Source organism: Elusimicrobiota bacterium (assembly GCA_028718185.1).
In the GTDB taxonomy this organism is placed as follows: Bacteria; Elusimicrobiota; UBA8919; order UBA8919; family UBA8919; genus JAQUMH01.
Genome location: JAQUMH010000005.1, coordinates 34,066 through 55,463 on the forward strand (window position 1 = coordinate 34,066; position 21,398 = coordinate 55,463).

The window sequence follows — 21,398 nt, forward strand, 5'->3', positions numbered from 1 at the left end:
TATAGGGTTTTAGAGTTTTAGGGTTATAGGGTTTAAGGGTTTTTAACTCCATAACTCTACGAACTCTATAACTCTATAACGCTTTTCTTTTATTCTACTAAAATTTTTAATGAACTATCCGGCTTGATACTTATTGGGTTTTCAAAAACAATAGAACAATTATTTTTGTCTTTTTCGAAACTTACTTTTATTGCAGAACCATTACATTCAGCGGATATTTTCTTTACCGAATGGGTCGGGTTTATATTTAACTTTGAAATTGTGAGATTGCCGTATTTAATATCAAGTGATATTTTCATTTTATTTCCGCTGATTTTCTGGGAATATAAACCCCACCCGGAACCGACAGAAAAGAAAACATTGAAATCTTTGGCGTTAAGTTGAGGGTTAAAACTGATACTCTTTTGCGGGGCGGAATAAAGAAATCCGGAAAGCGCATTCAAAACCGAATAACTCGCCATAGACCGCGCATAATGATACCCGCACTCAAATTCATTCCACGGGTTCCGTTTCTTACCGTCGTGTCTGTCACGGACACCTTTGACAATAGAAAGTCCTTCTTTCAAATATCCTTCATAAATAAGATGGCTGGCTACCTGATATTCAATACCACACCATACTTCATCTGAATACGGGAAAGGAATTGCAGGTCTTCCGCCTTTGGGCCAGCTGCAGAGTAAGAGTCCCTTATCGTCATTGATAGCGTATATTCTCTGGCAATTGGCGTGGTCTTTGAAATCTGTTTTCCAGTTATATTTAAAGGTTGATTCCATGGACTTTTTAACATTCGCTTCTTTAAATAAATAACCGAGCCCTATTATATGCGAAAACCATTGTCCTATCATCTGGTCGGACAAACAACCTTTTCCGTACTGGTATTTTAATCCTTCTTTGGGGTCATAGTCCTGGATATAAAACTCGCCGTTGAAATATTTTTCGTCCATCTTCTTTTTTCCTTTTTCAAAAATGGAACGGTATTCGTTCGCTTTATCTTCTTCACCTAAATAACGCGCTATTGTTTCTGCCGCTTTCAAAGCACCAAGATAAAAACCACCCATTAATGAATTAGCGCCGTGAAACTCAATATCATACGTGTTATGCTGGATACCTTCCATTACGCCGTCTTTATCCTTATCCCATTCTATCCACGCACTTTCCAACGAAAGTTTTACTTTAGGCCAGAGTTTTTTAAGCCATTTATCGTCACCGCATAACTGCCAATCACGGTAAAATTTCATTATTCCACCCATCTGCCCGTCTGCTGCAGGACGACCTTTTTCAGGCCAGGTGTTTAATTTTATACGCGGTAACGGGAGCCGAAATCTCATTCTTCCGTCTTCAGCCTGGTTATATTCATAATCTGCTTCCCGCATGCTTCTTTCAAGTGACGGGAAAAGAAATGCCAATGTATGAGCATAGTTCCAAACATGAGTGCAAGAACCCCCGCAACACCCGCTACAAGTTTTGCAGCCCTCATAACCATAAAAAGTTCCGTCTTCTAACCTGATACAAGTAGTAGTTTTTAAAATAGACGCCTGACTTGAAATTGCATCAATTACATAATCGGGAAGTGAAGAGCTAAATAATGTATCATGGAATAATTTACTTTCCCTGTAAAGCCTGTCCGATTCTTTCGCTGTATACTTCGCTACATCAAAAGCATCCTTAAATTGTGTGGCATAATAGTTCTTCCATGTTTTATTTTTGCAATCTTCAGGGTTACCCCAGTAGGTCTCATGATAATTCTGGAAATTTGGCGAATACCAGGAAATATATATAGGAAGCGTTACTGATTCGCCCGGTTTCAACTTTACCCTGAGCCCGATTGAACCAACATCAGACTTTCTATCAGGAGAAGGCTCATCGTAGTTGCGTTCTTTTAACATGCCATCTTTGGAAAATTCATCCCAGAAATAATGAAAATTATCAAACCATGCACCGCGGAACCAGTATGACTGATAGACTATATTATTATGAGAAGTAGTTAACGCCAATGAACCGAAATTAGGGCTATTCTCATCATATTTTTTGGAAGTCATAAAAAGTCCAGAAAGTCCTTTTTCTTTAATATATTTATTTACGTTTTGACCTAAATATTTATTTTCATTTTTTTCATAATTAGAATGACCGACATCGTTAGAAATATTTGCAGCAATAGTAGCTTCTACTTCTGTTTTCTTTGTATTTTTCAAGGTGAAATTAAAAATAGCTACGGGAATACTTGAATCATCTGCATTAAGCGGGATAAAAGGGTTATATGCTTCAAGAGATACTTCTAACGGAACCTGGGAATCTTTAAATTTAATGTTAGCAAACGGATATTCTCCTTTAAACACACAAGAATCCATATGCGGTAAGCCGGCACCTGTTTCACGATTGACACCATCAATTTCCCTGTACCTGTAATATGGTGGGGTTGCAGGACTTTGCAGGACTTTGGCAATGGATTCTTTGCCTTTTTCCTTTGCCCATATACTGAAAAAAGAAAATGGAAGTGCATAATCTTTATTCGGTCTGTTGAATATCTCCCAATCGACTAATGCCCCGCTACCGGATAAACCGATTGAACCGGTACCTATTCCACCTATAGGAAATATTACCTCTTTCTGGTATTCACCAACATATGTTTTCTGTTTGTTTGATGTAAATAATTCCTTGTCGCTATATAAAACTTTTTTTGCCGCTTTACCATTTTTTGCCAATTTATCTTTACTCATTCTAATTATACCCTCCAAATGTTCTTTTAGATTCAAGAAATAAGAAATTAATAAATACAGAAATTTACTTCGCGAAACTTATTGAAATTTATGGAAATTTGTTGTTTTATTTCTATATATTTCTATCAGTTTCAATATATTTCCCTGGTTTTCCAATCTTTAATCTTAAATCTTTCTATCTTTCAATTTACCATTTAATCTTTGATATTCTTCCGACTGCTTCTTTAAGACGGTTTTCTGATACTGTTAAAGTAAATCTTAAATAACCTTCGCCGGAAGGACCTAATCCATTACCCGGCGTTGAAACAATTCCCGCACTATCTAAAAGTTTGCTTACTGTTTCAGCGGATGAATAACCATTAGGAACCTTCGCCCAAACATAAAAAGTCGCTTGTGGCTTTTTTACTGACCAACCTATTTTATTCAATTCTTTAATAAAAACATCTCTTCGTCTCTGATAGATTTCTCTCATTTCTTCTACACATTTTTGTGAAGATGTAAGTGCAACAACACCTGCTTCCTGAATAGCACCAAACACGCCGGAATCGTAATTATCTTTTATATTTGAAAGACCTTTAACAACTTCGCTGTTCCCGCAAACCCAACCTAAACGCCAACCGGTCATATTATATGTTTTGGAAAGTGAATGGAATTCAACACCAATATCCTTTGCACCTCTTACCTGTAAAAAACTCGGCGGTTTTTGGTTGTCATAATAAATTTCTGAATACGCGGCATCGCTGCAGACAATAATATTATATTTCTTAGCAAATTTAACAACTTTTTCATAAAATTCCAGCGTCGCTGTCGCAGAAGTTGGGTTATTGGGATAGTTGATAAACAACATTTTTGCTTTCTTAGCAATTTTTTCCGGTATTTTTTCTAAATCAGGTAAAAAATTATTTTTTTCTGTCAGAGGTAAAAAATATGACTTGCCATCTGAAAAAATTGTCCCGCAGTTATAGACAGGATAACCCGGTTCAGGAACCAAAACAGTATCACCAGGATTTATAAACGCCAAATGAATGTGTCCGATACCCTCTTTTGAACCGATTAAAGTGTATATCTCGTTCTGCGGATTCAAGTCTACATTAAATCTGCCTTTGTACCAATCAGCAATTGCTTTCCTAAACTCAATAAGCCCCGCACCAAACGGGTATTGGTGATATTTGGATTTTTCAACCGCTATCTTAACCGCATCAATAATATGTTTCGGTGTGGGTAAATCCGGGTCGCCAACACCCAGTGAAATAATGTCAACCCCTTTCTCAATAGCCGCTTTTTTCTTTCTGTCAATTTCAACAAACAGATACGGCGGAAGTTTCTTCAACCGTTCAGAATAATCAATTTTCATAATAACCTCAACTTTTTTATTTAATTAAATTATTGCACTATTTTAATAATTTAGTATTGTGTCCCGAAGAATTCCTTCTTAAACTATATCTACAGTCCCTATTTTCTTCCTTAATTCTTTGTAATTACTAGCAGGATACATTGCAGCTAAAAATTTTATTTTATCTTGTTGTTGGATTACACTACTACGAAAAACAAAAATGGGTTTATTATAGTTAAATGTAATGTTTTTTTCTTCAGAAATAGCCATGGTCAAAGCTATTTCTTTGTTTTTTGAGTAAAATACAACACCTGCTCCTGCCCAGTTAACATTTTTCAATATACATCTTCTGATTGATATTCTAAAAACCCTGGGTATAGTGTTATAGCCTAATCTAAAACAACCACGTTTTTTATACTTATTGTAATCTTGTGAAGAAATATTTTTAAAAGTACCAAAATTCTCATAAAAACATTCAAACAAACAGTCGGCTTGATTCTCTAACTTAACATTATTTGTTTTAATTTCCGTGCGTATTCGTTTTTCCATTGAAAAATGAATATTGCCGTCTGGGTGATACATGAATTTTACTGTTTCGTTGGTAACCTTACCCCCATTACCCAAATCAACTTTCTGAACATCTGATTTATTCCTATCGATTAAAGATTCAGATAAAATACCTGGAACTGACATTTCTGGAAAAACAAAAAAAACACTATTATCCTTGAGAAAACCCAACTTCCCTAACTTTTTAAAACCATTACCACTTGTTAAAAGCAGATATATTTCGTCTGACTGAATTTGTTTTATCATTTCAAAAGTTAAAAATCAATATTTTTATCTATCATAATCATTTGGTTAAAATATTTTTCTAATAATCAGTATTAAAAATATTTTTTAATCAAATACACATTATATTTGCTAAAAAAATTGGGATGACTTTGATCTTTCAAGAATATTATCTAATAATTAATGTTAAAACTTTTTAAGTCCTGCCTCACGTTTTCTTCCCCTAAAAAATCTGATGCTTTTTTAAAATCTTTTATTGCTTTTTCTTTATCACCTTTTTTATAATATGCAACTCCTCGGAAAAAATAGTTACTCCCACTTGAAGGAGAATTTAATTCAATTGCTCTTGTATAATCTTCTATTGCTTCTTCATATAAGCTTTGCTCAGAATAAGCATCGCCACGAATGCTATATGCTATCGCAAATTTTGGATTTAATTTAATTAATTTACTAAAATCTTTTATTGCATCGACGTATAACTTTTTTCTCTCATAAACAAGCCCACGCATTCGGTAAGATTCTGCATTTTTTGGATTTATTTCAATTACTTTTGTGTAATTTTCTATTGCTTTATCATATAAGTCCTTTTCAAAATAAGCAAAACCTCTCATAATGTAGGCTTCAATATATTTTGGATCCAATTCTATTGCCTTATCGTACTCCTCTATTGCTATATCTAAATCTGAGTCAAGTAGTACTTCATTCCCTTTATTTAACCATTGATAAGCGGTTAAATTATCGGTTGGGTTAACTTTTACTTCTTCTTTTTCTTTTTCACCCAGGACTATTTTCAAACTATCCATTAAACTAAAGGCAATTTCATCTTGAAGTTTAAAAATATCAGAAATGTTTCCGTTTGCTTCTGCTGTGTCTATTACTTTTCGGGTCTGAACATCCACAAATCTCGCGGTAATTCTTAATTTTTCTCCCATTACCTGAAAAGAACCGAAAACTAATACATCGGCGCCATACATTTTACCCATTTTAACTGCGGTTTTTTCATCAACAGCACCTGAATATTGGAATTTGATTTCTTCTAATATTTTGGATAATTGTTCTCTTTCAAGTACGGTTATTTCTTTTACTTTAACAAGTTTTGTAGTTAAAGTTTCTGAAAAACCCGCGCCTATCCAGTTTTTTTCCTTATCGCCGCTTATATTTTGAAAAGGAATTACTGCAATATTTTTTGAAAATACAGGACAAGTTAAAAATAAGAAAATAATAGTTAAAAATATTTTTTTCATAAAAAATCTATCTTTTTTCGTTTTGATTCGGGTGGATTTATTAACGCTTTTACTGCTCTTTGTTTAGCAGTTCTTTTAATTTCTTTTCAAGCAATTTCTTTTCCGGCAAATATAACTGGTACTTTGAAACGAATAATTTATTAGAAATATTCCCTAAAGCATATTCTACAAGAACATCGTCTTTATCAGCCGCAAGTATTATTCCGATAGGCTCATTATCCCCTTGTGTCATTTCTTCTTTTTTGAAGTAATTCAGATACATATTCATTTGTCCGATATCAATGTGGTTAACATGCCCTATTTTTAAATCAATCAAAACAAAACATTTAAGAATTCTGTGATAAAAAACAAGGTCTACATAATAATGCTTACTGCTGAAACTTAAACGGTATTGTCTGCCTATAAAGGCAAAACCTTTACCTAATTCAAGAAGAAACATTTGAATATTGTCTATGATTTTTCGTTCAAGTTCTTTTTCGGAATATTTATGACTTTGAGGAATATTAAGAAATTCAAGCACATATGGTTCTTTTATGATATCTTTTTCATTTTCTACTATGTGTCCTTTATTGGACATATCAAGCACGGCTTTTTTCTTTTTGCTTAGCGCAAGACGTTCAAAAAGCATGGAATTTACCTGGCGTTCAAGTTCACGTACCGACCAGTTTTCCTTAACTGATTGTTGCATATAAAATCCTCGAGCCAAGTCATTTCCAACACTCAACAATAAAACATAGTGACTCCATGTTAATTTGGCAGACAGTGTCTGCCGAATCGGATACACAAGATAAAATCGCCTCATATCCAATACATTTCTTCTACTAAAACCTTTCCCGTATTTGGTGCGCAAATCGGACGAAAGCCGGTTTAACAATTCTGAACCATATTCTGCGTGTTCATTTCCTTTTTGTTCATATTCCACAATTTCTCTGCCAATATCCCAATAAGTTTCAACAAGAATATTATTAACTTGAGAATATGCTCGCTGACGACCCTGGTTAAGTAATTCTCCAATACTTTTAATAAGTGTCTGATAATGTTGTGTTTGAACGTTTTTTGTCATACTCAATCTTGTGTAACGTTTTTATTTCTTCCCAATATATACACTATGCGCCAAACCAGGAGGCATAAAAATAAAAGTGCTACTACATTTGTTATCCAACCGTCGAATATGCCCATCTCGTATGGATAACCCTCGTAACCATAACTGGCGAGTGTTTTAGATGTGAAAATAACGCTTAAAAACGGGAGGACTTTTTCTATGAGCCCGCCTTTATAAACGAGTAATGACCAGAAAAGCCAGAATAAAATAGTAATCCCAAAAAGCGTAAGAACAACCATAGAAGCAATGTGAACGGGGTCATAAATTGGTTCGTTAGGGTCTTCTTCATCAGAAAAAATGCTTTGTAAATATAACCAAGTTTTTTTTAAAAATTCTTTCATGTTAATTAGCCTCCGACAACGGAAGCAGAGCAAGCTCTGCGACTACAAAAACCAACGAATATTCCTAATTTATTCAACACAATTAATTAGGGTGCCGATTTTTTCTATTTTTACTTCTATTTTATCGCCGGTTTTCACGGGACCTATACCTGAAGGGGTTCCGGTTGCTATTACATCGTATTTTTCAAGTGTCATAATTTTTGATATGAACGAAACGAGTTCTTCGACTTTAAAAATAAGATTTTTTGTATTGGAAGATTGTTTTAATTCGCCGTTCAGGAAAAGTTCAATATTCAGATTATTCGGATTTGCAATCCCGGAAACGATGTGCGGTCCGATTGGACAAAATGTGTCAAATGATTTCGCTCTTGTCCATTGGCCGTCTTTTCTTTGCAAGTCCCGCGCTGTAACATCATTAACGCAGGTATATCCGAGAATATATTTCTTGGCTTCTTTTTCTGAAATATTTTTGCATTGTTTTCCGATAACTATACCCAATTCTGCTTCGTAATCAACCTGTTTGGACATCTTCGGGTATTTTATTTTTTGGTTGTTCCAGATTACGGATGTTACCGGTTTAATAAATATTATAGGTTCATCCGGAAGTTTCATTTTTAATTCTGTCGCATGATTAATGTAGTTTAACCCGACAGCAACAACTTTTGATGGTTTCTTTGTAAATTTATAAATCATAATAAGGACTTTATATTTCCCCTCATCTTTCATCTTCTCCCACAGGGGGAGAAGAAAGAACTGCTTTTTCCATTTATTACAATCCTAATACGTTTTGCATACTGTAAAGACCGGGTTTCTTTCCGGAAAGCCATTTTGCGGCTTTAACAGCACCTACTGCGAATGTTTCACGGGAATGTGCTTTGTGGACAACTTCAACCTGCTCGCCGGCTCCTGCAAAAATTACAGTATGGTCACCGACTATATCACCGGCACGCACAGAATGGATTCCAATTTCCTTTTTACGCAGGCCCACGTTACCAAACCTGCCGTAAACTTTTGATAATTTGAGTTTTTTAGAAATAATATCTGCGAGTTTCAGTGCTGTGCCTGACGGTGAGTCCTTCTTCTGATTGTGATGTGCTTCAATAATTTCAACATCATAGTCAGGTAAAACATCCGCTATTTCATTAACCAGTTTGAATAACAAATTTACACCAATAGACATATTAGGACTAAAAATAATCGGGATTTCATTAGAAGTATTCTCTATCTTCTTAATTCCGCTTTCTGAAATTCCTGTTGTCCCGATAACGAGCGCTTTTTTGTTTACACGCACAATTTCTAAATGCTCTAACGTTGCATCCGGAGATGTAAAATCAATTATTACATCCGATAATTTTACAGCTGCATCAAAATTATCTGTAATTTTAATCTTGTCAATTGTTTGACCGATAGCGGGATGCCCCTGTGATTCTATTGCACCTGACAAAACAAAACTGCCGTCAGCAAGCGCTCTTTCAATAATCATTTTCCCCATTTTCCCGGCAGCACCACAAACAGTAAGTTTCAGCATAATATTCTCCTAATTTGATTATCTATTAAGTAATCTATGTTTTAGACCTGACCGCTAAAAATCTTATAATCCCCCTCATCTTTTATCTTCTCCCCTATGGGGAGAAGAAAGAGTTGAGGGGTTCTTTCAATTCGGTCAAAAATATCTTAAATATAAATACACATTACAAAGCGCTACAACTATTACCATTGCGGGGAATGCATATTTACAATATCTAGGCCAGCCGACTTTATAACCTTTCTTTTCTGCAATTGCAATTCCAACAACATTTGCTGAGGCACCAATCGGTGTACCATTACCGCCTATATCAGTCCCTAATGCAAGCGCCCAGCTTAACGACCCTAAAGGGATCCCTGTTTTTGATAGATTAAATACTACAGGTACCATTGTCGCTGCAAAAGGAATATTATCAATTATTGCAGACGCAAATGCGGAAGTCCATAAAATTATTGAAACAACAAGGAAGGCATTGCCTTTTGATACTCTGCCTATCCAGTCGGCAAGTAATTTCAGTACACCCGTATATTCCATCCCGCCGACACAGACAAAAAGCCCGACAAAGAATAATAATGTCTTCCAATCAATTTTACGAATAATCTTGTGATGCGATTTATACGCACAAGCAAGGGTAAGAGCTGCTGCAATACAACCTATAAAAGCAACTGAAAGCCCTGTCCAGCTATGCGTAACAAGTAAAACTACTATGACTAAAAACACAACAGAATAAACTACAAACAATTGATAATGTGCAATCGCTTTCCTGGGTTCAGGATATTTATTAAAACGCTGATTACCGCTGATTTGAAACCCGTTAACCGCAGATTTATGCTGATAACTGCTGTCATCAGCATTCTTTGATTTTAGCAATTTTCTAAATGCAAAGTAAAAGAAAATTATCGTAAAAACTATTCCTATCCAGGCAATTACTCCTGTGTTTTTTAAGAAATCAAAGAACGAGAATCCAAATGAGGTCCCTATAATAATATTAGGCGGGTCACCGCACATTGTTGCGCTTCCGCCTGTGTTGGCAGCAAAGATTTCCGCTATAATTACAGGTACAGGGTCAAATTTCAAAAGTTTTGCAAGTTCTATCGTAACTGATGCAAGGAACAATAACACGGTAATACTGTCAATGAACATTGACAAAAAACCTGAAAGCAGCATAAATGCTATAAATATCGGAATTACCTTATATTTAACCAGTTTTGCTACATAAAGACATAACCACCTGAAAAAACCTACTCTTGTAAGTCCTTCTATCATTGTCATCATACCGGCAATAAAAATTATTGTCTGCCAGTTGATACCGTGTGAAGCTTCTCCCTTAATTCCTTTTATTATCCAAAAAGATGATTGAAAAATTTCTTTTAAGTTAAGCACCCAAAGAATAGCATCAGGTGTCTTAAAAACAAAAATTATTGTTAAAATCGCACCAACTAAAGCAGAAATATACCTGTGCCATTTCTCAGCCATAATAGCAATAAACATTACTGAAAAAATTATTACTGAAAAAATTTGTCCCGGTATCATTTAACTTTCAATCCGTAGTCCTTCATTGTTTTAACAAGTTTTGTTTTGTTTTTTTCATCCATAGAACACATAGGAAGCCGCAATTCATCAGAGCACAAACCAACAAGCCCCATTGCTGTTTTTACAGGAATCGGGTTTGTTTCAATAAACATAGCTTTTACTAAATCAAAAAGCTTGTAATGAAGATTTTTTGCTTTTTCAATATCTCCGCTTAAATAAGCTCCAACCATGTCCGAAATGTCTTTAGGAACAATATTAGCTACAACAGAGACAACACCTTTTCCGCCAATAGACAATACTGGAAGCGTTAACGCATCGTCACCAGAAAGCATATCCATTTTTGGACACAACAAACGAATTTTTGTCATCTGCTCAAGAGAACCGCTTGCTTCTTTTACAGCAACTATATTCTTGCAATCTGAATGAATTTTGGCAATTGTTTCAGGTTCTATATTGACGGCCGTCCTTGACTGTATATTATACATCATTATCGGAATATTAATTTCTTCCGCTATTTTTTTGAAATGCAGATAAAGCCCTTTTTGAGTTGGTTTATTATAATATGGAGCTACAATAAGCACTCCATCAGCACCGGCTTTTTTTGCAAAATCTGTCATCTCAATCGTCTCGGATGTGCTGTTTGAACCAGTTCCGGCAATAACTTTGATTCTACCGGCTACGGCCTTTACAACAACATCGATGACCTTTTCATGCTCTTCATATGAAAGCGTAGCTGACTCTCCGGTTGTTCCGCAAGGCACAATTCCGGTCATCCCATTTTTGATATGGAATTCAACTAATTCCTTCAATTTTTCAAAATCAACTTTTCCATTTTTAAACGGAGTAACAATAGCAACATAACTTCCTTCAAACATACAACCCCCTAATGTCTATATTCTACAAAATTTGTTATCTGTTGGTCAAGCTAAACTCAAACATCTTATAGATATCTAAAAACTACTCAGTTTGTCATTGCGAACGACCAAAGGGAGCGTGGCAATCCCGTCTTAGACAAACTACATTTTATGAGATTGCTTCGCTAACGCTCGCAATGACATTGCAACACAATCGCATGCCAATGACAGTCTTTAGAATAACTTACATACTGCCAATAATTTCACTATAGAAACTATTATATATCTTAAAATCTTTGTCTGAGAACAAAACAAAAACTATTTTTTCTAAATTAATACTCTTTGTATTTATAATGAAATTTTTTACTTCTTCCAAAGCGGCAGGTGCTGCCTTTTCTATTGGAAATCTATAAACACCGGTTGAAATTGACGGAAAGGCAATGGATTTAATTTTGTTTTCTAATGCCAATTCCAAAGAATTTTTATAACAAGATTTTAGTAACTGTTCTTCACCGGAAGTGCCGCCTTTCCACACCGGACCTACAGTGTGGATAACATATTTTGCCGGCAGGTTATAACCACTTGTTATTTTTGCTTCACCTGTTTTACAACCGTTGAGTTTTTTACATTCTTCCAAAAGTTTTGGTCCGGCTGCCCTGTGAATCGCACCATCAACGCCGCCACCCCCGAGAAGTGATTTATTTGCTGCGTTGACAATTGCATCAACCTCAACTTTGGTAATATCACCGATAATTAGTTCAATTTTTGAATACACATTAAAACTGCATTTTGTAAAGATAGAATTACTTTGGTTCCCCCCTGCTTTCTTTGAAAGCATGACGGGGGGGCGGGTTAAATCAATGATTTAACCCGGGTATTTTTGACATTGTTTGGACAATTTGAAGATTAATTTTTTTTACTGCTTCGTTGAAGCAATCTTTTAAAATCTTTTCTTGTTCTTCTTTGTTTAGTGCAGGATTAATCTGGACACTTTCAACCTCTAATCTACCGGTTATAACTACTTTTACTCCATTCTTTTCAACTTCTGCCTTTTCATTAGAAAGCGCAGTTTGTAATTCTTTAATTTGTTTCAACTGCTTTAATTTATCAAACATTTTTTACTCCTCTCTTCTCCTCATCTTTACCTCTACCCTTTTATAAGGTTAAATTTTATTGAAACGTATTGCTGAAAAATTTAGTTTTGTCCGCCATTGATTCGGTGGCGGATAGTGAAAAACTAAATTTTTTAGATTAATTAATGCATTATATGTATTTTCTTATTTCGTTTATTGATTTTCTTGATTTTTCCCTTAACTTTTCATTTTCGGGATAACCCATGCTTATTATAATATCTGCTTTTTTTCCCTTAGGTATATTTAAAACCTTTTTCACTGCTTTTTCATTAAAATATCCCAGCCAGCAGGTACCTACTCCTTCCTCAGCTGCCTGAAGAATAAAATGTTCACAAGAAATCCCGATATCAATAAGATTATACTGAGTACCTCTGAAATAACCACCGAGAGCTGCGATAAATTTTGAATGTTCTGTAACAACAACTATTAAAACAGGTGCAGATTTTGCAAAAGAATTTGAGGAATAAATACCTGAAAATGCTGCATCGGCAACTTTTTTTCTGGTTTCTTCATTTTCTATAACTATAAAACTCCAGGGCTGGGAATTGCAGGCTGACGGAGCCAGTTGAGCTGCTTCCAAACACCGGTCTATTATTTCCCTTGCGACAGGTCTAGTAGAATATTTCCTTACACTCTGTCTTTTTTTAACAAGTTCTAAAAAATTCATAATTATATCCTTACCTTAATGCAGCTACATTGAAATATTTAAACTGCGAATTACATCAGCGATTCAAATAATATTGTTATATCTTTACTTGTCCTTCAAATATCGAAGATACTTTACCTTCAAAATGTATTTTTCCTTCTTCATAATATACTTTAAGAATTTCGCCACCCTGGGTTAAAACGTTTACCTTTGATGAAACATATTCTTTCAAAATTGAAATGACGCTTGACGCAACCACACCTGTCCCGCAAGCGAGGGTTTCAGCTTCCACGCCTCTTTCGTAGGTTCTGACATGCAAACTACTCTTATTGGTAACCTGAACAAAATTTACATTAGTACCTTCGGGCTTAAACTCTTTATGCCATCTAATTTTTTTGCCTAAATCATTAACATCGATATCTTTTATGTTTTTGACAAAAATTACTGCATGAGGAACACCTGTATTTATAAATGATACTTTGAATATTTTATTTTCAACATTCACATTCAAATCCTGTCTTATATCTTTAGGCTGAGGCATTTTAACCTTTACATCATAACAAAACTCTTCTTTGCAGCTAGACACAATTTCAGCAGATATTATGTCGGCATCTGAATCAAATCTCATTTTTTGTGGTGCAATTTTCTTAAGATATGCAAATAAAGCAATACATCTTGACCCGTTTCCGCAAAATGATGCAAAAGAACCGTCAGAATTGTAATACCGCATTTTAAAATCCGCTGTTTTTGATTTTTCAACTAGTAAAAGTCCGTCAGCATCAATACCGAATTTCCTGTGGCAATACTTTTTAGCAAAATCTGACGGATTTTTTACGATTTTTTCCCTGTTGTCAATTACAATGAAATCATTTCCACTGCCTGACATTTTTGTAAAATTTACATTCATAACCACCCCTGTCCATTAAAAATCTTATAATCTTCCCCTCATCTTTCATCTTCTCCCCTTAGGGGAGAAGAAAGAGTTGAGGGGGTTCAAAACGACACCTTTTCCCTTTTTCTTATTATTCTCCATTTTTTACTTTCCACAAGCACTTCCGGCGGCTGAGGACGCATATTATAATTTGACGACATAGAATAACCATATGCACCGGAACACAAGATAGCAAGTAAATCGCCTTCCAAAACCGGCAACATGTTGCGGTCTTTTGCAAAAACATCTGATGACTCGCAAATCGGACCGACAATATCCCAGTTATACTTTGGACCTTTTCTCAATGTAACAGGAATTATTTCATGATATGCATCGTAGATAGCAGGTCTGACTAAATCATTCATACCGGCATCCAGTATCAGAAAATTCTTTTTTGAAGTTTTCTTAATATAAATTATTTTTGCAACCAATACACCGGCATTGCCCGCCAAAAACCTTCCGGGTTCTAATATAACAGTGTGATTCTCAGGCAAATGTGAAACGACGGCTCTTGCATAATCCGACGGGCTGATGATTTTTTCATCTTTGTACTTTATACCAAGCCCTCCACCCATATCAATATATTTTAATTTTATACCTGAACTGGAAAGTTTCTTAATATATTCTGATACCTTTTTTGAAGAAAGGCTGAATGGACTTATATCTGTTATCTGTGAACCGATATGAAGTGAAATACCGACGATTTCGATATTTTTAAGTTTCTTTGCTAAAAGATAACCGCTATAAGCCTCGTCAAAACACAATCCGAATTTATTATGTGCAAGACCGGTAGTTATATGCGGATGTGTTTTGGCATCAATATCCGGATTTATCCTGAATGATATTCTGGCAATTTTTTTAAGGGATTTTGCAATTTTATCAATTCTGTATAATTCGGGTATTGATTCAACATTGAACATCAAAATATCCGACTTAATTGCTTCTCTGATTTCATCGTCCCTTTTACCGACACCTGAAAAAACTATTTTTTTAGGATTGACGCCTGCGGAAATTGCAAGTTTTAATTCACCAAGAGAAACGATATCACACCCACAGCTATTTTTAGCAAGAATTTTTAGCAATTGAAGATTCTCGTTTGCCTTTACCGCAAAACATACAATATGTTTTGTTTTAGAAAATGCTTTATCAAATTCTTTATAATTTTCAAGAAGTTTTTCCCTGCTATAAAGATAAAATGGAGTACCGACTTTTTCTGCGATACCCGATACCAATACACCGTCAGCAAACAATATACTATTTTTATATTTTAACATAACCACCTCTTTGTGATAAAATATACATCAGACCAATGCCGACCAAGGTCGGCAACTACATCAGGATTGTAGTGGCGCCTACGTCTTTCAAATTAGGCTTGCCAAGGGTCTGGCGACAACTACAAACCTATAATTAAATTGTAGTTTCACGCTCTCGGCGTGATAACATTGAAATTCCTATACATCAAATTAAGCCCGCCACTGAACCGTTGGCGGGCAGCTACAGAAAGTAAATCAAATACTCACTTAATACTTTTATAAAGTACTATTGCAAGTTTTCTGGAAAGAGTATCTTCCGTCTGATTTATCAAAATATTAAGATTACTTTTTGCATTTACAAAATCATTTTTCTTTATATATGTCATCGCTAATAGAAGATGCTCGTTAGCAGAACTTAACTGTGAAATTGCACTATTTAGATTTTTCCCTATGCTTAAATAGCCGTTTAAAATATTATTTCCTTCCTGACGGTCAGAAGACTGGCCGGATATAGTATTAACATATTTCCTTGCTTCTTCATAATTATTGCTTAAAATGTATAGTAGTGCGAGATTTAACTTTATCTCATCAGATTGCATTATCTGAAACTCTTTATGATAAAAATTGATTGCTTCGGAATATTTTCCTTCGTTTCCATAAATTTCAGCTAAACCTTTTATCGCGATTATATTGTTTTTTTCCATTTCCAATGCTTTCTTATAATATTCTTCAGATTTTTCATATAAATATTTCACTTTATAAATGGCACCTAACCCAAGAAAAATTCGCGTATCTTTCGCTCCATACTTCAATGCTTTATTATATGAATTTATCGCTTCATTTTTCATATCAGCCAATCTATACGCCTCACCTAATCTAAAAAGTACTTCTGAATTTTTTTCTTTTATTTCTTTTGCTTTAGTGTAGAAATCAATCGCGTAACTATACTCGCTACGCAGCAAATATTCGTCACCTTTTGAAACATAAAATGCAATCTTTTCTTTTTTTGATTTTGCCCCGGTTGTATATATTGCCGTTGTTTTTTCTTCTGCTGTTTTTTCCATATCAGCATGAAGATAAACTAAAAGTGCAAACATAAAACCAAAAATTAAAAATATTTTTCTCATCATTTTTTTAAAGCTACTTCACTGATAAATCTTTCCAGAATCTTATCTTTTATATCAGTCGCCTTACTCCTTGTAGTAGTAAGCCCTACCTCAATACATTCCTGCGATTTATCAAGATCTATCGGACTGACATTTTTCACATTTGGGGTTATAAGAAAATCAGCGTCATTTAACTGTTTAGATACTAAAAAACCACCCTGTATGTTTATGACCTGATTCAATGTTGTTAAAACATTTGTTATTTCAAACAAAGAATAATCCATTTGCGGATAGATAGCAATTATAAAATCAGCGCCCATAACTTTTGCAATATCAATAGGCAAATTATCTACTATGCCGCCATCAATAAGCAACCGGTGCCTGTATTCAGCTGGTTTAAAAACCCCCGGAAACGTTGATGACGCTCTCATTGCAAAAGCAACTTCACCATCTTTAAAAACTATTCTTTCGCCGGTTTTAATATCACAAGCGACACATGCAAACGGAATTTTTAATTCATCAAATCTCTTTTTGCCGATATACTTTTCAAGATATTTTTCTAATTTTTCAGTACTTAAAAGCGATTCAGAAGTTATAAGCGTAAAAAGTCTAATTAAAGAAAGATTTGATATTTTATTCCAACCAATATCACGCCCCATGTTTTCTATTTCCGGTATTTCCATGCCCGACGCATAAAGTCCTCCAACCAGCGCACCGGCACTTGTACCTACAATAATATCAATAGGAATTTTATTTTCCAGGAGTGCTTTCAAAACACCGACATGCGCAAAACCCCGGGCACCGCCTCCACCCAACACAACAGCAATTTTAGGACGATTATTATTTAAAGATAGAAAATCCTTCCATAACAATTCTCTAATTAAATTATCATTTTGGGCAGGAAAACAAAAAGAAGTGAGTAATAAATAGCAGCCAGTGAGCAGTAAAAGTTTTAATAGATAACGGCTAAACACATTATCAGTCAATACTTCTTCCGATGGCATTTTCAAGTTCAATTTTTGCAATAATAACATCTTTAATCGTATCGACATACTCTATTTTCGAATTCATAACTACTTCGGAAATTTCGACATAATCCTGATATGAAAGATTTTTCAGCATTTCTTCCGTTGAAACAGAACCCGACTCCATATCTTTACTTTTTTGTTCATACTGCTTTATAGTATATTCGTACTCAATAAAAGCTTTTCTTACTTCGGCTCTTATAGAATCTGAAATATTCGCCTTGTTAATCTGTGCTTTTCTGTATTGATATTTCCTTTGTTTAATTCTGGCGAACTGACCAAAACCATCAAATATAGGAAGTGTCAAGTTAACTGTTGCATTCCAGGATTTTTTTTCGAAAGGTAATTGAGTGTCCTCAAGCTGATAATTTCCCCCGACTGCAATTGTCGGGTATCTTCCGGAAAGCGATAAATTAACCGATAAAGCATCCATCTGTTCCTGTATCTCTGTTTTTTTAAGTTCGGGTCTATATTCCATCGCCCATGCAATACATTTATTTAAATCCACACTTACTTTTTCTTTTTTGTATTCCAAATCACCCTTTATCGTAAATATAGTACTAAATTCTATTCCGATAGCATTAAGAAAATCTATTTTTGTCACCTCAAAATCCTTTTTAATTTTTTCTTCAGCTGACCTTATTCTTTCTAAAATTCGTTCAGTTAAAAACTTATCTTTATTATTTAATCCATTGCTTTTTTTATCTGCCATAGACTCTGTTACAGACTTACAAATATCCATTTTTTTTTGAATTGATAAAAGCCTGTAAAACTCTTCCTGAGCGGAAGCTTTCGTCCTGTTTTTTGTCGCTTCATAATCACTTTCAGCTGCTTTGAGTTCTGCATCTGCAAATTTTTTTGTCGTACTTAGTTTTGCCCCGCTCCATACTATCTGGGACAATGAAATTTTTGTCGTATAATAATTTTCTATTTCACCGATATTATTATATATTTTTTGAGGTAAAATCGTATTACCGAGAACCGGAGAAAGAAGAAGCGGGCTTTCAGCTTTAAATCTTGAAAAATTTGTATTAAATTCAAGCTGCGGGTACATTATTGACCGCGCTTCTTTCAGCCGTTGTTTTGCAATATTTATATCTTGTTCAGCAGAAAGAAGCTGCTGGCTGTTAGAAATAGCAAGATTAATACTATCTTCTAAAGATAAAACTCTCTCCGTGAGTTGTTGAGAATAAAGACAAGTTGAAATCAATAACAAAGATATTAGACAAAGTTTTTTCATAATTTCTTTAACTGGTTTTTTACTGATTCAAAAGATGTACAACCATATGATTTTTTCTTTTCAATCGCTTTTTTATAATCCAGAACCTTAAATACAGATGAATCAAATTTACTTGAAAATTTTGACCATTCAGAAATCGATAATTCATCAAATGATTTTTTGTTCTTAATACAATACTCGACAACCTTTGCTACAATACCATGTGCACTCCTGAAAGGAATCCCTTTTAACACAAGATAATTGCTAATGTCAGTCGCCAGAATAAAACCATTTTTGCAGGCAGTAAGCATTTTCCCCTGATTGACTTTCATAGAATCAATCATCCCGGCGGAAACATCCAGCATATTTTCTATGGTTTCAGCAGAACTAAAAAGCGGTTCTTTGTCTTTTTGCATGTCCCTGTTGTAGGATAACGGCAATCCTTTCATCATTGTTAAAAGTGAAATTAAATTCCCGTAAACCTGACCTGTTGTCCCTCTTAAAAGCTCGGCAAAATCAGGATTTTTTTTCTGGGGCATAATTGATGACCCTGTAACAAATTTACCCGACAACTCAATAAATCCAAACTGCTGTGATGACCAGATTATAATTTCCTCGGCAAGTCTTGATAAGTGCATTGATAACAACGCGCAGTCAAATGAAAATTCAATTATAAAATCCCTATCTGAAACAGCATCCACTGAATTTTGGGATATTTTTGAAAAATTAAGCTGTTTTGCTGTAAAATTTCTATCAATCGGAAATTCCGTCCCAGCGAAAGCAGCCGAACCCAACGGAAGAACATCCACTCTTTTATAACAATCAGACAACAGCTCTTTATCTCTTTTCAACATCCATCCATATGCCAAAAACCAATGGCTAAAAAGCACCGGCTGGGCGTTTTGCATGTGTGTAAAACCCGGCATAATCACATTCTGGTATTTTTTTGCAACTTTTTTAACAACTTCTATTAAATTATCAATCTTTCCAATAATTATTTTTATTTCATCTTTAACATATAACCGCTCAGCAAGCACTACCTGGTCGTTTCTGCTTCTTGCAGTGTGCATTTTTCCGGCAATTTCACCGATTCTTTTTTTAAGTTCACTTTCAATAGAAGTATGAATATCTTCGCCGGTAAATTTTACCTTCCCCTTCTCATAATCATTCAATATTGAAAGAAGCCCCTTAACTATTTTTGCAGAATCCTTTTGAGATATAATTCTGCACTTGGCAAGCATCTTTGTATGAGCAACACTCCCTAAAATATCATATTTAGCAAGCTTAACATCATAACTAATAGACGAAACAAAGTTTTTGAAATCCATAAAAAACCTCTTGCGTCATAGGGTCGTTGGGTCTTAGTGTCGTTGAGTCTTTGCGTCTTCGATCTTATGACGCTACGACTCTATGACTCTACGACGATTCTTACTTCTGAGCGCCTTTTCTTAGGATTGCTTCTACCTTTAACGGCAAACCGAAAAGATTTATAAATCCTTCTGCATCTTTCTGGTTATAAATATCTTCTTCTTCAAATGTTGAGAGTTTCTCCCAGTAAAGCGAGTTCTTGGAAGTCCTTCCCATTACAATACAATTACCTTTATAAAGTTTTAACCTGACCGAACCGGTAACATTCTTTTGTGTCTGGTCTATAAATCCATCTATCGCTTTCTTTAATTGCGAGTGCCATAAACCATAATATATTATTTCAGAGTATTTTTGAGTTAAAATCTCCTTAAAATGAGCGGTTTCTCTGTCTAAAACCAGCGATTCTATTTCCTTGTGCGCAGTATAAAGTATTACCGCAGCCGGTGACTCATAAACACCCCTGGATTTTATACCGACAAGCCGATTTTCAACAATATCGCACCTGCCGACACCATTTTTGCCACCGAGTAAATTTAATTTTTCCACAATTTCAACCGGACCATACTTTTTACCGTCAATTTTCACAGGAACACCTTTTTCAAAATAAACATCAATTATAGTAGGTTTATCAGGCGCTTTTTCCGGTGAAACTGTCATTTGAAACATATTTTCATCCGGCGAATTGTCCGGGTTTTCCAAAATTCCGCCTTCATATGAAATATGCCAGATATTTGCATCAGAAGAATATGGTTTTTCTTTAGAAACAGGAACCGGAATACCGCGCTTTTTTGCATAATCTATTTCATCCTGTCTTGATTTCAATTCCCACTCTCTCCATGGAGCAATAATTTTCACTGAAGGCATTAATGCTTTAAATGTAAGTTCAAATCTTACCTGGTCGTTACCTTTACCTGTTGCACCATGAGCGACTGCACCTGCATTTTCTTTTTTAGCAATATCTATAATTTTTTCTGCAATTAGGGGTCTTGCAAGCGAGGTGGCAAGATAATATTTGCCTTCATAAATTGCATTTGCCATTACCGCTCTAAAAATGTATTTTTCAACAAATTCTTTTTTAGCATCAATAATGTATGCTTTTGAAGCACCGGTTTTTATTGCCTTTTTCTTGATTTCTGAAAGCTTTTCATCTGTTTGCCCCACATCAACAATACAGGCAATTACTTCAGCATTATACACTTCTTTCAGCCACTCTATAATAATAGATGTATCCAACCCGCCTGAATATGCAAGAACGATTTTCACGATAATCCTCCAAATA

At 34.9% G+C, this 21,398-nt stretch carries 20 protein-coding genes; all 20 read right to left on the reverse strand.

The features are described 5' to 3' along the window. Nucleotides 1-89: 89 nt before the first annotated feature. The 20 genes from PHE88_07810 to PHE88_07905 all read right to left on the reverse strand — a co-directional run bounded on the left by PHE88_07810 (nt 90) and on the right by PHE88_07905 (nt 21,385). Nucleotides 90-2,717: a GH116 family glycosyl-hydrolase gene (locus PHE88_07810; protein MDD5687718.1), complete on the reverse strand. Its 2,628-nt coding sequence runs from the start codon at nt 2,715-2,717 to the stop codon at nt 90-92. Nucleotides 2,718-2,904: 187 nt separating this feature from the next. Continuing rightward, a complete protein-coding gene (locus tag PHE88_07815; GenBank protein ID MDD5687719.1) occupies nt 2,905-4,071 on the reverse strand; it encodes an LL-diaminopimelate aminotransferase in 1,167 nt (388 codons plus the stop codon). Nucleotides 4,072-4,149: 78 nt separating this feature from the next. Beyond that, on the reverse strand, nt 4,150-4,863 hold the full coding sequence (locus PHE88_07820) for a hypothetical protein (GenBank protein ID MDD5687720.1): 714 nt from the start codon (nt 4,861-4,863) through the stop codon (nt 4,150-4,152). Nucleotides 4,864-5,012: 149 nt separating this feature from the next. Then, nucleotides 5,013-6,083 (reverse strand): tetratricopeptide repeat protein, encoded by a 1,071-nt coding sequence (locus tag PHE88_07825; GenBank protein ID MDD5687721.1) that lies wholly within the window; start codon nt 6,081-6,083, stop codon nt 5,013-5,015. Nucleotides 6,084-6,132: 49 nt separating this feature from the next. Then, nucleotides 6,133-7,146: a PDDEXK nuclease domain-containing protein gene (locus tag PHE88_07830; GenBank protein MDD5687722.1), complete on the reverse strand. Its 1,014-nt coding sequence runs from the start codon at nt 7,144-7,146 to the stop codon at nt 6,133-6,135. A 2-nt stretch (nt 7,147-7,148) separates the two neighbouring features. Beyond that, nucleotides 7,149-7,526, reverse strand: a complete 378-nt coding sequence (locus PHE88_07835) for a hypothetical protein (GenBank protein MDD5687723.1) — start codon at nt 7,524-7,526, stop codon at nt 7,149-7,151. A gap of 69 nt (nt 7,527-7,595) precedes the next feature. Continuing rightward, nucleotides 7,596-8,252: a fumarylacetoacetate hydrolase family protein gene (locus tag PHE88_07840; protein MDD5687724.1), complete on the reverse strand. Its 657-nt coding sequence runs from the start codon at nt 8,250-8,252 to the stop codon at nt 7,596-7,598. Nucleotides 8,253-8,295: 43 nt separating this feature from the next. Then, nucleotides 8,296-9,054: a 4-hydroxy-tetrahydrodipicolinate reductase gene (gene dapB, locus PHE88_07845; GenBank protein ID MDD5687725.1), complete on the reverse strand. Its 759-nt coding sequence runs from the start codon at nt 9,052-9,054 to the stop codon at nt 8,296-8,298. Between the two features lie 135 nt (nt 9,055-9,189). Next, nucleotides 9,190-10,584 (reverse strand): ArsB/NhaD family transporter, encoded by a 1,395-nt coding sequence (locus tag PHE88_07850; GenBank protein MDD5687726.1) that lies wholly within the window; start codon nt 10,582-10,584, stop codon nt 9,190-9,192. Next, a complete protein-coding gene (dapA, locus tag PHE88_07855) occupies nt 10,581-11,459 on the reverse strand; it encodes a 4-hydroxy-tetrahydrodipicolinate synthase (protein MDD5687727.1) in 879 nt (292 codons plus the stop codon). Before dapA ends, PHE88_07850 begins: the two co-directional genes overlap by 4 nt. Nucleotides 11,460-11,682: 223 nt before the next feature. Then, nucleotides 11,683-12,213 (reverse strand): O-acetyl-ADP-ribose deacetylase, encoded by a 531-nt coding sequence (locus tag PHE88_07860; protein ID MDD5687728.1) that lies wholly within the window; start codon nt 12,211-12,213, stop codon nt 11,683-11,685. An 82-nt stretch (nt 12,214-12,295) separates the two neighbouring features. Beyond that, complete coding sequence (locus tag PHE88_07865; protein ID MDD5687729.1) at nt 12,296-12,553, reverse strand: YbaB/EbfC family nucleoid-associated protein; 258 nt, start codon at nt 12,551-12,553, stop codon at nt 12,296-12,298. 148 nt (nt 12,554-12,701) lie between these two features. After that, nucleotides 12,702-13,238 carry a nitroreductase family protein gene (locus PHE88_07870; GenBank protein ID MDD5687730.1) on the reverse strand — a complete coding sequence of 179 codons (537 nt, stop codon included), beginning with the start codon at nt 13,236-13,238 and terminating at the stop codon, nt 12,702-12,704. Between the two features lie 76 nt (nt 13,239-13,314). Further along, nucleotides 13,315-14,124, reverse strand: coding sequence for a diaminopimelate epimerase (dapF, locus tag PHE88_07875; GenBank protein ID MDD5687731.1), 810 nt, complete (start codon nt 14,122-14,124; stop codon nt 13,315-13,317). Between the two features lie 86 nt (nt 14,125-14,210). Next, a complete protein-coding gene (lysA, locus tag PHE88_07880; GenBank protein MDD5687732.1) occupies nt 14,211-15,422 on the reverse strand; it encodes a diaminopimelate decarboxylase in 1,212 nt (403 codons plus the stop codon). Between the two features lie 242 nt (nt 15,423-15,664). Then, the gene (locus tag PHE88_07885; protein MDD5687733.1) at nt 15,665-16,531 is read right to left on the reverse strand and encodes a tetratricopeptide repeat protein; all 867 of its coding nucleotides are present in this window, start codon (nt 16,529-16,531) and stop codon (nt 15,665-15,667) included. Continuing rightward, nucleotides 16,528-17,493 (reverse strand): patatin-like phospholipase family protein, encoded by a 966-nt coding sequence (locus PHE88_07890; protein ID MDD5687734.1) that lies wholly within the window; start codon nt 17,491-17,493, stop codon nt 16,528-16,530. Before PHE88_07890 ends, PHE88_07885 begins: the two co-directional genes overlap by 4 nt. Continuing rightward, nucleotides 17,486-18,772: a TolC family protein gene (locus tag PHE88_07895; protein ID MDD5687735.1), complete on the reverse strand. Its 1,287-nt coding sequence runs from the start codon at nt 18,770-18,772 to the stop codon at nt 17,486-17,488. The genes PHE88_07890 and PHE88_07895 overlap by 8 nt, the downstream gene beginning before the upstream one ends. Next, nucleotides 18,769-20,079 (reverse strand): argininosuccinate lyase, encoded by a 1,311-nt coding sequence (gene argH, locus PHE88_07900; protein ID MDD5687736.1) that lies wholly within the window; start codon nt 20,077-20,079, stop codon nt 18,769-18,771. Before argH ends, PHE88_07895 begins: the two co-directional genes overlap by 4 nt. Nucleotides 20,080-20,179: 100 nt before the next feature. Then, nucleotides 20,180-21,385 (reverse strand): argininosuccinate synthase, encoded by a 1,206-nt coding sequence (locus PHE88_07905; GenBank protein MDD5687737.1) that lies wholly within the window; start codon nt 21,383-21,385, stop codon nt 20,180-20,182. Nucleotides 21,386-21,398: the final 13 nt, after the last annotated feature.

What these genes read in the sequence shown, in the direction of transcription:
- PHE88_07810 (MDD5687718.1), bottom strand. Translation starts at nt 2,717, where the DNA reads ATGAGTAAAGATAAATTGGCAAAAAATGGTAAAGCGGCAAAAAAAGTT.
- PHE88_07815 (MDD5687719.1), bottom strand. Translation starts at nt 4,071, where the DNA reads ATGAAAATTGATTATTCTGAACGGTTGAAGAAACTTCCGCCGTATCTG.
- PHE88_07820 (MDD5687720.1), bottom strand. Translation starts at nt 4,863, where the DNA reads ATGATAAAACAAATTCAGTCAGACGAAATATATCTGCTTTTAACAAGT.
- PHE88_07825 (MDD5687721.1), bottom strand. Translation starts at nt 6,083, where the DNA reads ATGAAAAAAATATTTTTAACTATTATTTTCTTATTTTTAACTTGTCCT.
- PHE88_07830 (MDD5687722.1), bottom strand. Translation starts at nt 7,146, where the DNA reads ATGACAAAAAACGTTCAAACACAACATTATCAGACACTTATTAAAAGT.
- PHE88_07835 (MDD5687723.1), bottom strand. Translation starts at nt 7,526, where the DNA reads ATGAAAGAATTTTTAAAAAAAACTTGGTTATATTTACAAAGCATTTTT.
- PHE88_07840 (MDD5687724.1), bottom strand. Translation starts at nt 8,252, where the DNA reads ATGAAAGATGAGGGGAAATATAAAGTCCTTATTATGATTTATAAATTT.
- dapB (MDD5687725.1), bottom strand. Translation starts at nt 9,054, where the DNA reads ATGCTGAAACTTACTGTTTGTGGTGCTGCCGGGAAAATGGGGAAAATG.
- PHE88_07850 (MDD5687726.1), bottom strand. Translation starts at nt 10,584, where the DNA reads ATGATACCGGGACAAATTTTTTCAGTAATAATTTTTTCAGTAATGTTT.
- dapA (MDD5687727.1), bottom strand. Translation starts at nt 11,459, where the DNA reads ATGTTTGAAGGAAGTTATGTTGCTATTGTTACTCCGTTTAAAAATGGA.
- PHE88_07865 (MDD5687729.1), bottom strand. Translation starts at nt 12,553, where the DNA reads ATGTTTGATAAATTAAAGCAGTTGAAACAAATTAAAGAATTACAAACT.
- PHE88_07870 (MDD5687730.1), bottom strand. Translation starts at nt 13,238, where the DNA reads ATGAATTTTTTAGAACTTGTTAAAAAAAGACAGAGTGTAAGGAAATAT.
- dapF (MDD5687731.1), bottom strand. Translation starts at nt 14,124, where the DNA reads ATGAATGTAAATTTTACAAAAATGTCAGGCAGTGGAAATGATTTCATT.
- lysA (MDD5687732.1), bottom strand. Translation starts at nt 15,422, where the DNA reads ATGTTAAAATATAAAAATAGTATATTGTTTGCTGACGGTGTATTGGTA.
- PHE88_07885 (MDD5687733.1), bottom strand. Translation starts at nt 16,531, where the DNA reads ATGATGAGAAAAATATTTTTAATTTTTGGTTTTATGTTTGCACTTTTA.
- PHE88_07895 (MDD5687735.1), bottom strand. Translation starts at nt 18,772, where the DNA reads ATGAAAAAACTTTGTCTAATATCTTTGTTATTGATTTCAACTTGTCTT.
- argH (MDD5687736.1), bottom strand. Translation starts at nt 20,079, where the DNA reads ATGGATTTCAAAAACTTTGTTTCGTCTATTAGTTATGATGTTAAGCTT.